Source organism: Massilia agri (genome assembly GCF_024753255.1).
Taxonomy (GTDB): Bacteria; Pseudomonadota; Gammaproteobacteria; order Burkholderiales; family Burkholderiaceae_D; genus Telluria; species Telluria agri.
This window is the reverse complement of record NZ_JANUHA010000003.1, coordinates 418,141-431,187: the sequence shown is the minus strand read 5'-3', so window position 1 is coordinate 431,187 and position 13,047 is coordinate 418,141. Positions and strand designations below refer to the sequence as shown.

Below are 13,047 nucleotides of genomic sequence, written 5' to 3'. Positions count from 1 at the left end.
AAAGCAGCTCGACGGTTCACCTTGACCCAACAGCAAACGGTGACAGCGCCATAAAAAAAGCCACGCGGCCTTGCGGCGGCGTGGCTTTCCTGGAAGTGCCGTGCTTATTGCACGCCCATTTCCTTCAGCAGGTTATCGGCCTTGTCCACATGCTTCATATTCCACAGCATGTAGCGGCTGTCCACCTGGATCGAGCGGGTCATGGCCTTGTTGAAGTCCCAGTCCGAGATGATCGAATCCAGGGTGCCGTCGAAGGCCAGGCCGATCAGCTCGCCCTTCGAGTTCAGCGCGGCCGAGCCCGAGTTGCCGCCGGTGATGTCCAGCGTCGCCAGGTAGTTGACCGGCACGGTCTTGAGCTTCGGATCGACGTACTTGCCGAAGTCCTTGGCCTGGATCGCCGCCAGCTGGGCGGCCGGTGCGTTGAACTCGCCTTCGCCGGTGTGCTTGGCCACGATGCCTTTCGGGGTCGTGAACGCGGTCCAGGAACCGGTGCCGTCGGCGCCGACGTCGCGGCCGGTGACCTTGCCGAAGGTGACGCGCAGGGTGCCGTTGGCGTCAGGATAGACGGCCTGGCCCTTGCTGTTCATGTAGGCGATCTTGGCGCGCATGTAGTTGCCGTAGGCTTGCTGGATCTTGCCTGCCAGTTCTTCTTCCTGGGCTTCCTCCTTCATGCCCGCGTCGTACATGGCGACGGCGGCCTTGATGAAGCTGTCGTTCGAGGCCTGGAATTCGGCCGGCGACTTCTTCAGCCAGGCGCTGCGTTCTTCCTTGTTGGCCAGCTTGGAACCCGCGTAGATGCGGTCCAGCGCGGCCTTCAGTTCGGCTTCGCCCATGCCCGGCTTGATGCCGAGGGCGGCGTCGAAGGCGGCGTCATGCTCGTTCGCCGGCTGCGCGTTGTACTTGGTGAGGAAGTGCAGCACCAGGGCCTTGTCGACCTTCTCGTCGTAGGTGCGGTCCTGGCCGGCCACGATCGAGTTCCAGCGCGGCATGTCGCGTTCCTGGAAGCCGGTCTTGCGCTCGGCGTCCGGCTTGGTGCGCTCATTGGCCAGGCGGTACAGCGAACGCGCCGAGGACAGGAACTTCGGCTGCGCATAGCCCAGGAAGAAGCCCTTCTTGGCGTTGGCGTCGCGCTCTGCGATCAGCTTCTCGGCGGTCTCGATGTCGGCGGCGTACTGGGCCTTGCGGGCGGGGTTCGCGTTGACCCATGCCTTCAGGGCATTGTGCTCGGCCGTCTTACGCTGCAGGAAGTCGCTGTTGGCATACGAGGTCAGCATGCCCTTGCGGTTCTTGTAGTAGTTGTTGACGCCGGCAACCTGGCCTGCGTACTTGAGCTTGGCGGCCGGGTCGTTCTTGGTCTCGCGCTCGATGATCGCCAGGGTGTCGCCCGATGCCTGCACGAAAGCCGGGTAGTTCCAGGTGAAGGTCGATTCGACTTCCGACGGCAGGCGGTGGCGGTTGGTGCGGCCCGGGTAGCCCAGCACCATCACGAAATCGCCTTCCTTGGCGCTGGCCGCCGGGTCGGCGATCTTCAGCACGTGCTTCGGCTTGTAAGGGACGTTGTCCTTCGAGAACTCGGCGGCCTTGCCGTCCTTGCTCACGTAGGCGCGGTAGAAGCCGTAGTCGCCGGTGTGGCGCGGCCACATCCAGTTGTCGGTGTCGCCGCCGAACTTGCCGACGCCGGCCGGCGGTGCGTGCACCAGGCGCACGTCACGGATTTCGAGCTGCTTCAGGCGGTAGAACTCCAGGCCGCCGTAGTAGCTGGCCACGGTGCAGCGGTAGCCGGCGTCCTTCTCGCATTCCGACACCAGTTTCTTCTGGTTCTTTTCGATGGCGTCGATGCGCGCCTTGCCGCTCAGTTTGGCGACTTCCGGCGTGATGATCTGGTCGGTGACGTTCGCGACTTCTTCGGTCACGTAGACGCGGCTGCCCGGGGCGGCCGGCAGTTCTTCGCCGAGGGTCTTGGCCAGGAAGCCGTTGGCCAGCAGGTCGCGTTCCGGCGTCGAGTTGACGGCGATGCTGTTGTACACGCAGTGGTGGTTGGTGACGACCAGGCCCTGCGGCGACACGAAGGAAGCCGAGCAGCCGCCCAGGCTCACGATCGCGCCCATCGGGAATTCGGTCAGCTTGGTCAGGGTGGCCGGATCGAGCTTGAGGCCGGCGGCTTTCAGTTGCTTGGCTACTTGTGGCAGCTGCTGCGGCATCCACATGCCTTCGTCCGCTTGTGCGGCGAAGCTGGTCAGGATGGCCAGCGAGAGGAGGGTCTTTTTCATTCGCGTCTGTCTTTATGAGGAAGGGAACTCGAGGGCTCCGTAGAGCATCCGAGAGTATCCGTAATCCCCATATGCATCGTCAACCAATATTTCGTACCGACAAACCGATAATTTTTCCCTGTGAAAACTAATGTTTACAGCTGATCGCCGACCAGTGAAGCCACGCTCGTGGTGAAACGTTCCCACAGCGGACGCTCGCGGAATTCGGCCTTCGTCACCGGATTCGAGCGCTTCCAGTCGTCCTCGAAAATGGCGGTCTGTTCACGCGCGAAGTCCGCATGCAGGATGTTCAGGTTGGCTTCGTCGTTGATGCTGAAGGAGCGGTTGTCGAAGTTGGTCGAGCCCACCGAGACCAGCAGGTCGTCGACGATCAGGGCCTTCACGTGGTACATCGTGGGCTGGTACTCGGCCAGCTTGACGCCGGCCGCGAGCAGCTCGCCCCAGCGCTCGCGCGAGGCCGCCTTGACCAGGTCGGAATCGATGATGTCGCCAGGCATCAGGATGCGCACGCGTACGCCCCGCTTCGCCGCCTCGATCAGGGTGCGGATGGTGAGGTCGTCCGGCACGAAGTAGGCTGCCGACAGGTCGATGGTCTTGCGCGCCGCCGTGATCGTCATCAGGTACATCAGGTGCATCGATTCGCTGCCGCCGGTGGGCGAACTCGAGAACATCTGGGCCGGCATGTCGCCTGCCGGTGTCAATGCCGGGAAATAGTCCGGGCCGTCGAGCACGGTGCCGGTGGCCTTCAGCCAGTTGTCGTTGAACACGGCCTGGATCTGGCCCACCACCGGCCCCTCGATGCGGAAATGGGTGTCGCGCCAGTGGTTCTTGTCCTGGGCATTGCCGCGCCACTGGTCGGCGATGCCGACGCCGCCGGTGAAGCCGACCTTGCCGTCGATCACCAGGAGCTTGCGGTGGGTGCGGTTGTTCAGGCGCGCCAGCTTCCACCAGACCGGCTTGTGGTAGCGCTGTACCTGCACGCCTGCCTCTTTCATGGCGTCGATCTGCGCCAGGTCCATCTTCATGCTGCCCATGAAGTCGAGCATCACGTGCACCTTCACCCCGGCGCGGGCACGCTCCATCAGGGCGTCGGCGAATTCCTTCCCGATCGATTCGGACCAGTAGATATAGGTCTCGAACGTGATCGTTTTTTCTGCCGAGCGGATCGCGTCCAGCATGGCGGGGAAGATCTGGTCGCCGTTGAGCAGGACCTCGACCTTGTTACCTTCGAGAATGGGCGGACCCAGCAGGACGCCGAGCGAGCGGCGGAATTGCGGATCGTTGCTGTCGTACTGGCGGCTGAGCCGCGTTTCGATCTGTTTTTCGTTTGGGGCGAAATTGAGCAGCAGAATGCCGCCGACCAGGGTGAGGGCGGCCGTGACCAGGATGGTCCAGAACAGGGAGGGCGTGACTTTGCGACGCATGAGCTTGCAGACGTAAAAAAACCAACGCGCGAAGCGTTGGTTTTTACATGGGGCTATTCACTGAAGATCAGCGAACGCGGCCGCGACGCAGCAGGTTCACGATCGCCAGCAGGATGACAGCGCCCAGGAAGGACACCAGCAGCGAGGAAACGCTGAAGTCGTCCGAATTGATGGTGCCGGTGCCGAACAGCGGGGAGAGCAGCCAGCCGCCCAGGAAGGCGCCGACGATACCAACCACGACATTGAGAATCATGCCCTGTTCAGCGTCGGTTTTCATGACCATGCTGGCGAGCCAGCCCAGAATGCCACCGACAACGATCCAAATGATGAATAACATGGTGTACCTCCTTCAAATTGAGAAAACATACCCCCAGGCCAGTGATGCGTTGATTGCCGTGGCCATGGAGAAAAGTCTAGAGACCAGTCCCCTTCAGGTCGGTGCGGCAACGAACGTTAGACGGCGAATCGCAAGCCCCGTTCTGATGCCGCCGGTTTTCGGGGCAAGAGTGCGTCAGCGAACAGAAGAGGTCATGGGGCAGGCATAAGGTTTAAAACACTAGCAATTCCTGATTTGCACGACCCGAGCACCTGACCCTTCGAAAGGATTCGATATGAGCAGCTACGACACCACCGGCAACAACAACCAGAACCAGAATTCGCGCATGGTCACCGGCCTGTTCCCGGACCGCGCCAGCGCCGAGCGCGCCTACAGCTCGATCTCGAGCCGCGGCTATGGCAAGGACGACGTCAACCTGATGATGTCGGACACCACCCGCAAGACCCACTTCGGCGACACCGACACTGAACTGGGCAGCAAGGCCGCCGAAGGCGCCGGCATCGGCGCCGGCATCGGCGGCACCATCGGCGCCGTCCTGGCAGGCATCGCCGCCGTCGGCACCACCCTGGTCCTGCCGGGCCTGGGCGTGGTCGTGGCCGGCCCGCTGGCCGCCGCACTGGCCGGCGCCGGCGCCGGCGGCATCACCGGTGGCCTGATCGGCGCGCTGATCGGCGCCGGCATTCCGGAAGAGCGCGCCAAGCACTATGAGGAAGGCATCAAGAGCGGCGGCATCGTGATGGGCGTGCACGCACGTTCGGACGAAGACGCGCGCCACATCGAGCAATCGTGGACCGACAACGGCGGCACCCACATCATCGGTACCGGCGTCGGCGCCCTCGGCGGCGCCGCCGCAGGCGCCGCCATCGGCTCGGCGGCCGGTCCGGTCGGCACCGTGGCCGGCGCGGCGATCGGCGCCGTCACCGGCGGCATGGCCGGCAAGGGCGTCGGCGAAGTCGTGAATCCGAAGTCCGGCGACGACCTGTCGGAACACTACCTGGCCAAGGGCGTGGGCGCCAGCAGCGGCGCGGCAGTGGGCGCGATGGCCGGTGCGGCCGCCGGCCCGGTCGGCATGGCGGCGGGCGCCGTCGTGGGCGGCCTGGCGGGCGGCGCGGCCGGCCGCGGCGCGGGCGAAGTCGTGAACCCGAAGGCGAGCGACGACCTGAACGACCATAACCTGGCGCAGGGTGTCGGCGGCGCAGGCGGCGCGGCGGTCGGCGCGGCGGCAGGCTCGGTGGCCGGCCCGATCGGCACCGCGGCGGGCGCCGTGATCGGCGGCCTGGCAGGCGGCGCGGCCGGCAAGGGCGCGGGCGAAGTCGTGAACCCGAAACCGGGCGACGAACTGCGTGACCACCACCTGGGCACCGGCGTCGGCGCGGCCGGCGGCGCGGCTGTCGGCGGTGCGGTGCTGGGCGGCGCGGTCGGCGGTCCGGTCGGCGCGGTGGCCGGCGCCGGCATCGGCGCAGCGGTGGGCGGCATGGCCGGCAAGGGCGTGGCCAAGATGGTCAACCCGCAGGAAGAAGACGCCCACTGGCGCAACCAGTACCAGACCCAGCCCTATTACACCCCGGGCTACACCTACGACGACTACGCACCGGCCTATGCGCTGGGCTACAACTCGGCAGGCCGCTATCCGGGCAGCTACGACATGCACGAGAACGAGCTGTCGAGCGAGTGGGAACGCACCAAGGGCAATTCGCGCCTGAGCTGGGAACAGGCCAAGCACGCTTCGCGCGCCGCATGGCACAAGGTGGAACGCGCGATCCCGGGCGATGCCGACCGCGACGGCCGCTAAGCCTTAGCAGTCTCCCGACGTAAAAAAGCCCCGGTGCCTGTGGTACCGGGGCTTTTTCGTAGGGTGGGCGGTCCTCCGCCCACGCGTTCAAACAGTGTGGGAACGGACGATGAGCGTCAGGTCGCCTTGTAGTTGAACGCGTGGGCAAGGGATTGCCCACCCTACGCACATCACTGCTTCACTGCTTCGACCTGGATCGCCAGCTTCACTTCCGGCGAGAAGCGCGGCAGGGCGTAGTTGATGCCGAAGTCGCTGCGCAGGAAGGTGCCGGTCACGTCGGCGCCGCACACTTCGCGCTTGAGCATCGGGTGGTCGATGCACTTGAACTTGTTGATGGTCAGGGTCAGCGGCTTGGTGACGCCGTGCAGGGTCAGCTCGCCTTCGGCCGAGGTCGGGACGTCGCCGGTGAACTTGATGGTCTTGGACTTGAAGGTGGCGGTCGGGTACTTGGCGGCGTCGAAGATGTCCGGGCTCTTCGCGTGCTCGTTCATCTTGTCGTGGCCGAAGTCGATGCTGTCGATGTGGACGGTGATGTCCAGGGTGCCGGTCTTGGCCTTGCGGTCCAGGGTCACGGTGCCTTCGCTCTTGTTGAACTTGCCGCGCCAGACCGAGATGCCCATGTGGTCGGCCTCGAAGCTCGGGTAGGTGTGGCCCGGCTCGATCTTGTAGGTGTCGGCGGCGAAGGCGATGCCGGCGCCGAGGGTGCTCGAAGCGGCCAGGGCCGCGATCAGGTGGGTGAATTTCATTGGACTTTCCCTTGGGTGAAAATGGTTGATTGAAGCGTGGGTTTACTGGCCCGCGGTGACGCGGAACTTGATGACAACTTCATCGGCGACCATGCTCGTGTCCTTCCACTCGCCTTCGCCGATGTTGAAGGCCAGCCGCCTGATCGGCAGCGCGCCTTCGAAGACCTGCTTGCCGCCTTCCGTTTTCACGGTCAGCGGGAACGCTACCTTGGCGCTGCGGCCCTTGATGCTCAAGGTGCCGCTGACGTTCAGCTTGCCGGCGCCCGCCGGTGCGATCGCCGACGAGACGAAGCTCGCCTTGGGGAATTGCGCCGCGTTGAACCATTCTTTCTTGGCGACTTCCTTGTTGTACTCGGCATCGCCCAGGTCGAAGCTGCCGACCGCGATCTCGACGTTCGCCTTCGAGGCGGCCGGCTTGGCGGCGTCGTAGTCGATCTGCGCCGTGAACTGCCTGAACTTCGCCTCGACCGGTACGCCCATCTGGGTGAAGGTGGCGGTCACGCTGCTTTTCGCGGGATCGGTTTTCAGGACCGCGGCGCCGGCGAGGGCGCTGGCGAAGACGGAGGCGAGCAGCAGGCCTTGGATCGGTTTCATGGGAACTCCTTACGTTTTGGAAAAGGGCAGCATGCGCGCCATCACGCGGTCGCGGTCGACCAGCAGGTGCTTGAAGGCGGCCGCCACGTGCAGACCGACCAGGCCGGCCAGCAACATGTTGAGCCAATAATGAAGGTCCTTGAGGACGAGTTTCAGGGCCGGATCGGGTCCCATCAGCACCGGCAGCTTGACCAGGCCGAACCAGACGATCGGATAGCCGGTCGCCAGGCTGTAGAAATAGCCGGACAGCGGCACGGCGAACATCAGGATGTAGAGCAGCCAGTGCAGGCCGTGGGAGGCGCCGCGCTGCCAGGCCGGCATCTCGTCGGCATAGGCGGGCGGGTGCCGGAACAGGCGCCACAGCAGGCGCAGCGCGGCAAGCAGCAGCACGGTGACGCCGGCCCACTTGTGCCAGTTGAAGTACTTCAGCTTGGTCGGGGTGATGCCCGGGATATCGGTCATCACCAGGCCGAGCGTGAAGGTGCCGACGATCAGCAGGGCGATCAGCCAGTGCAGGACGATGGCCGTGGTGGTGTAGCGATACATAATTATCCGGGAGGAAAGTCGTCCGAGTTAGAACTAACTATACCAAAGTTCCGATTGTATTGCTGCCGAGCGCTTTTTTTTGGCTTCGTACACTAGCACGGTTCGTACGGAGTGCACAGCCATTGCTCTCGGAATGTAAAATTCGCCAACAAGCTGCGTATCAAAGTATATTGGCGGAAACGCCGTTGCATGGAGCAGGATTGATGAGCAACCCCACCGTGTCATGCTGTTCCGGCATGCACCTCAGTAGCATCGCGCTGGCATTCCTGTGCACGGCGCTGGCTTGGCCCGCGCTGGCAGCCGACAATGGCGCCGGGCAGGGCCGTAGCGACGAACTGGCCGACCTGTCGATCGAAGAACTGGCCACCATCCAGGTCACCTCGGTATCGAAGAAGCCCGAGCGGCTGCTCGATGCCCCCGCCTCGGTGTTCGTGATCACGGCCGACGACATCCGCCGCGCCGGTGCGCAAAGCCTGCCCGAGGCCCTGCGCCTGGCGCCTGCCCTGCACGTGGCGCAGCGCTCCAGCTATGGCTATGCGATCAGCGCGCGCGGGATGAACGGCAGCAGCAACAGCGCGCCCAACAAGCTGCTGGTGATGATCGATGGCCGCTCGGTATATGCGCCGCTGTTCTCCGGCGTGTTCTGGGACATGCAGGACGTGATGCTGGAGGACGTCGAGCGCATCGAAGTGATCAGCGGTCCGGGCGGCACGCTGTGGGGCGTGAACGCAGTCAACGGCGTCATCAACATCACCACGCGTTCGGCCCAGGCGACCCAGGGCGGCCTGGCCGTGCTGCGCGGCGCGAGCGACGGCGTGGATGCCGCCTTCCGCCAAGGCGGGCGCAGCAGGGACGTCGACTGGCGCGTGTACGGCAAGGCGCTGCGGCGCTGGCGCAGCGAGACCGACGACGGTGGGCGCCTGAACGACGCCTGGCGCCAGGCCCAGCTGGGTTTCCGGGCCGACTGGGCGCGCGCAAGCGATACCTTCAGCGTCAACGGCAGTGTCTTCCACGGCGACCTGGAGCAGCCGGAACCGGGAGAAATCTCGGTCAGCGGCACCGCGCTGCGCCTGGGCGACATCGATACCGAGGGCGCCAGCCTGACGGCCCGCTGGGAACGCGCGCTGGACGACGGCGGACGCTTCTCGGTACAGGCCTACCTCGATCACGCCAAGCGCGTTGTCCCGCCGACCTTCACCGAGTCGCTGCAGATCGCCGACGTCCAGTTCCAGCATACCCTGCCGGCCTGGGGCTCCCACAACCTCGTGTGGGGCGCGAACCTGCGCCACAGCTGGGACGAGGTCGAGAACAGCGAGGTGATCGCCTTCCTGCCGGCGAAGACGGAACAGACCTGGTCCAGCCTGTTCGCCCAGGACGAGATCGCGCTGCACCCCGACCTGAGCCTGACTCTGGGCGCGCGCGTCGAGCGCAACGACTACACCGGCAACGAATTCCTGCCCACCGCGCGCCTGTCCTGGCGCCTGGCGCCGCGCCACGCCTTGTGGACCGCACTCTCGCGCACCGTGCGCGCGCCGACCCGTCTCGATGCCGATGCCTTCATCCCGGGCCGCCCGCCCTACCTGCTGCGCGGCGGGCCGCGGGTGCGCTCGGAAGTGGCGCGCGTGTTCGAAGTCGGCTACCGCGGCCAGCCGCTCACCGATCTCTCCTTGTCGGCGACCGTGTTCCACAATGACTACGACCACCTGCGCACCCAGGAGATCGATCCCAGCCGGACCTTCATCACCTTCGATAGCCTGATGGAAGGGCAAGCGACCGGCATCGAGATGTGGAGCAGTTACCAGCTGAGCCGGGCCTGGCGCATGTCGGCCGGCTTCACGGCCCTGCACGAGCGCCTGCGCCTGAAACCGGGCAGCAACGACGTGGCGGGGCCGGGCACGGCGGGCAAGGATCCGGAGCACACGCTGCAGCTGCGCTCGCACTATGCCTTCGACGACCGGCGCGAGCTGGAAGTTGGGCTGCGCAAGGTGGCGGCGCTGGAGAACCCGGCGGTGCCGGGCTACTGGGCGCTGGACGCGCGCTTCGGCTGGCGCGTCGCGCCGGGCGTGGAAGTGTCGGTGGTGGGGCAGAACCTGAACGGCAGCCACGCGGAGTACGGGGCTGCCGGGGCGCGGGAGGAGATCGACCGCAGGGTGGGGGTGAAGCTGGTGTGGTCCTTGTAGGGTCCTCCAGCAGCGTCTCAGATCGCCTTGGCCAGCTGCGCCGCGATGCCGGTGTAGTTCGCCGGCGTCATCGAGAGCAGCAGGTCCTTGGCTTCCTGCGGGACCGCCAGCTTGCCGATGAATTCCTGCAGCGCTTCGCGGGTGATGCCCTTGCCGCGGGTGAGTTCCTTGAGCTGCTCGTACGGATTCTCGATGCCGTAGCGGCGCATCACGGTCTGCACCGGCTCGGCCAGCACTTCCCAGCTCGCATCCAGGTCCGCTTCCAGGCGGGCGGCATTCACTTCCAGCTTGTTCAGGCCGCGCAGGCAGCTGTCGTAGGCCAGCAGGGCGTAGCCGAAGCCGACGCCGATATTGCGCAGCACGGTCGAGTCGGTGAGGTCGCGCTGCATGCGCGAGACCGGCAGCTTTTCCGCCATGTGGCGCAGTACCGCGTTGGCCAGGCCCAGGTTGCCTTCCGAGTTCTCGAAGTCGATCGGGTTGACCTTGTGCGGCATGGTCGAGGAACCGATTTCGCCCGCCCGCAGTTTCTGCTTGAAGTAACCCAATGAGACATAGGTCCAGATGTCGCGGTTCAGGTCGAGCAGGATGGTGTTGGCGCGCGCGATGGCGTCGAACATCTCGGCCATGTAGTCGTGCGGCTCGATCTGGATGGTGTAGGGGTTGAAGACGAGGCCCAGGCGCTGCTCGATGACCTCTTTCGAGAAAGCCGGCCAGTCGAAGCCCGGGTAGGCCGACAGGTGCGCATTGTAGTTGCCCACCGCGCCGTTCATCTTGCCGAGGATCTCGACGTCGGCGATGCGCTTCACGGCGCGCTGCAGGCGCGCGACCACGTTGGCGAATTCCTTGCCGAGGGTGGTCGGGCTGGCGGTCTGGCCGTGGGTACGCGACAGCATCGGCAGTTCGGCGTTGGTGTGCGCGATCTCGGTCAGCTTGGCGATGATGTTCTGCAGGGCCGGCAGCAGCACGCCGTCGCGCGCGGCCTTGAGCATCATGCCGTGCGAGGTGTTGTTGATGTCTTCCGAGGTGCAGCCGAAGTGGATGAACTCACTCGCCGCCACCAGTTCCGGCACGTCCTTGACCTGTTCCTTCAGCCAGTACTCGACCGCCTTGACGTCGTGGTTGGTGACCGCCTCGATCTCCTTGATGCGCGCGGCTTGCGCGTCGCCGAAGTCCGCGGCCATCCGTTCGAGGTGGGCGTTGGCTTCGTTCGAGAACGGTTTGATCTCCGGGAAGCCGGCCTGCGACAGCGCCTGCAGCCATGCGATCTCGACCTTCACACGGTGGTGCATGAAGCCCGCTTCGGACAGGATGGGGCGCAGCTTGTCGGTCTTCGACGCGTAGCGGCCATCGAGCGGGGACAGGGCCGACAGGGTAGGGGAGGGGACGGTAGAGGTCATGGCGGGCGGTCCGTGCAAAAACGCGGATTTTACCACCGGACGGGGGCCGGTACCTTGCGGACGCGGCGCCGCGGTGCCGCCCAAGGGGCCGTCCGGCGCAGACAAGCGGCAAAACGTCGATGTTATACTGGACCCCAATCTTCTTACCCGGCCATGTATGAAACTCATCGGTTCAGTCACCAGTCCCTATGTGCGCAAAGTCCGCGTCGTGATGGCGGAAAAAAAGCTCGATTTCAGCCTCGTGCTGGAGAACGTCTGGGTGCCGGAGACTACCATCCAGGAGGTCAATCCCCTGGGGAAAATCCCCTGCCTCGTGATGGAAGACGGCAGCACCCTGTACGACTCGCGGGTGATCGCCGAATACCTCGACACCATTTCTCCGGTGTGCAAACTCCTGCCGCCTAACGGCCGCGACCGTACCGAAGTCAAGGTATGGGAAGCGCTGGCCGACGGCGTGCTCGATGCCGCCATCCTGGTCTTCCTCGAGCGGCGCGAGCGTCCGCCCGAACAGCAGAGCCAGAAGTGGATCGACCGCCAGCTGGGCAAGGTCCACGCCGGCCTGCGCGAGATGTCGGCCAAGCTGGGCGAATCCACTTACTGCATGGGCACCCACTACTCGCTGGCCGACGTTGCCGTCGGCTGCGCGCTGGGCTGGCTCGCCTTCCGCTTCCCCGACATCGACTGGCGCGGCGACTATCCGAACCTGGCCCGCCTGTTCGACAAGCTTTCCGAGCGCGCGTCGTTCCGCGACACCGTGCCCTTCGTCGCGTGAACGCGCAGGCCGCCACCTCCGCGCCTTGCCTCGTTTTCGGCGAGGCCCTCGTCGACGACTTCAGCACCGAGCAGGTGGTCGGCGGCGCGCCTTTCAACGTGGCGCGCCACCTGGCCGCCTTCATGGCGCCGCAACTGATGATCACCCGCGTCGGCAACGACGCTCCCGGCCAGGCCGTGCGCGCCGAATTCGAGCGCTTCGCCATGAGCGAGGCCGGGCTGCAGCTCGACGCCATGGAGGAAACCGGCCGCGTGCTGGTCGAGCGCAGCGCGCGCGGCCACCGCTTCACGATCCTGCCGAACCAGGCTTACGACTTCATCGACCGCGATGCCGCCCTCATCGTGGCGGAAGGCGCGCAGCCGGGCATCGTCTACTTCGGCACCCTGGCCCAGAGGAGCGAGCGCTCGCGCACCGCCCTCAACGCCCTGCTGGGCGCGAGCAGTTCAAGTGCGGCACTGCGCTACCTCGATCTCAACCTGCGCGAAGGCCAGTACGAAGAGCGCACCGTCACCCGCTCGCTGCAGGCGACGAACATCGCCAAGGTCAACGAGGAAGAGCTGCAGGCCCTGTTCCAGTGGTACTTCCAGATCAAACCCGAGGATCCGGCCCTGTCGGCCGAGGAAGTGCGCGCCTCCTGCCAGGCGCTGCTGCAAATGTTCTCGCTCGACGCCCTGATCCTCACCCTGGGCCATCGCGGCTCGGCTTACTTCAGTGCGGACGGGCAGGTCATCACGCACCGCGACAACCCGGCGCCGCCTTTCGTGATCGACACGGTGGGTGCTGGGGATGCCTTCTCGGCGATTTTCCTGCTGGGCAGAATGCGTGGCTGGCCGCTGGATGTCACCCTGGCGCGTGCCAACGAGTTCGCGGGAGCGATCTGTGCGATTCCGGGCGCGGTGCCGCGCGATCTCGGTTTCTACGACCAGTGGATGAGGAAGTGGCGCTGAGCGCCTGAGACAGGCAGGCCAGGCACCGCTGACGGATGCCTG

General features: G+C 65.3%; 11 protein-coding genes. 4 read left to right on the top strand and 7 right to left on the bottom strand.

The features are described 5' to 3' along the window. Nucleotides 1–104: 104 nt before the first annotated feature. The 3 genes from NX780_RS07015 to NX780_RS07005 form a co-directional block, all read right to left on the bottom strand. The gene (locus NX780_RS07015; RefSeq protein ID WP_258827132.1) at nt 105–2,270 is read right to left on the bottom strand and encodes a S46 family peptidase; all 2,166 of its coding nucleotides are present in this window, start codon (nt 2,268–2,270) and stop codon (nt 105–107) included. A 134-nt stretch (nt 2,271–2,404) separates the two neighbouring features. Then, a complete protein-coding gene (gene cls, locus NX780_RS07010) occupies nt 2,405–3,694 on the bottom strand; it encodes a cardiolipin synthase (RefSeq protein ID WP_258827131.1) in 1,290 nt (429 codons plus the stop codon). A gap of 67 nt (nt 3,695–3,761) precedes the next feature. Next, a complete protein-coding gene (locus NX780_RS07005) occupies nt 3,762–4,031 on the bottom strand; it encodes a GlsB/YeaQ/YmgE family stress response membrane protein (protein ID WP_036212790.1) in 270 nt (89 codons plus the stop codon). A gap of 274 nt (nt 4,032–4,305) precedes the next feature. Here NX780_RS07005 and NX780_RS07000 point away from each other — a divergent pair, with 274 nt between their 5' ends. Further along, nucleotides 4,306–5,823 (top strand): hypothetical protein, encoded by a 1,518-nt coding sequence (locus tag NX780_RS07000; RefSeq protein WP_258827130.1) that lies wholly within the window; start codon nt 4,306–4,308, stop codon nt 5,821–5,823. 170 nt (nt 5,824–5,993) lie between these two features. Here the strand turns inward: NX780_RS07000 and NX780_RS06995 are convergent, their stop codons facing one another. From NX780_RS06995 to NX780_RS06985, 3 genes are read right to left on the bottom strand one after another with little or no spacing between them, the layout of a single operon-like run. Further along, a complete protein-coding gene (locus NX780_RS06995) occupies nt 5,994–6,569 on the bottom strand; it encodes a YceI family protein (RefSeq protein ID WP_258827129.1) in 576 nt (191 codons plus the stop codon). Nucleotides 6,570–6,611: 42 nt separating this feature from the next. Continuing rightward, nucleotides 6,612–7,163, bottom strand: a complete 552-nt coding sequence (locus NX780_RS06990; RefSeq protein WP_258827128.1) for a YceI family protein — start codon at nt 7,161–7,163, stop codon at nt 6,612–6,614. A gap of 9 nt (nt 7,164–7,172) precedes the next feature. Then, a complete protein-coding gene (locus tag NX780_RS06985) occupies nt 7,173–7,709 on the bottom strand; it encodes a cytochrome b (protein ID WP_258827127.1) in 537 nt (178 codons plus the stop codon). Between the two features lie 236 nt (nt 7,710–7,945). Here NX780_RS06985 and NX780_RS06980 point away from each other — a divergent pair, with 236 nt between their 5' ends. Further along, nucleotides 7,946–9,889, top strand: coding sequence for a TOL_0244 family TonB-dependent receptor (locus tag NX780_RS06980; protein WP_258827126.1), 1,944 nt, complete (start codon nt 7,946–7,948; stop codon nt 9,887–9,889). 17 nt (nt 9,890–9,906) lie between these two features. Here the strand turns inward: NX780_RS06980 and purB are convergent, their stop codons facing one another. Beyond that, entirely contained in the window at nt 9,907–11,286 is a 1,380-nt protein-coding gene (gene purB, locus NX780_RS06975) for an adenylosuccinate lyase (protein ID WP_258827125.1), read from the bottom strand. A 157-nt stretch (nt 11,287–11,443) separates the two neighbouring features. On the opposite strand from purB, the gene NX780_RS06970 reads away from it, so the two are divergent. Beyond that, entirely contained in the window at nt 11,444–12,058 is a 615-nt protein-coding gene (locus NX780_RS06970) for a glutathione S-transferase C-terminal domain-containing protein (protein ID WP_258827124.1), read from the top strand. Then, nucleotides 12,055–13,005: a PfkB family carbohydrate kinase gene (locus NX780_RS06965; protein ID WP_258827123.1), complete on the top strand. Its 951-nt coding sequence runs from the start codon at nt 12,055–12,057 to the stop codon at nt 13,003–13,005. Before NX780_RS06970 ends, NX780_RS06965 begins: the two co-directional genes overlap by 4 nt. The last annotated feature ends 42 nt before the right edge of the window (nt 13,006–13,047 follow it).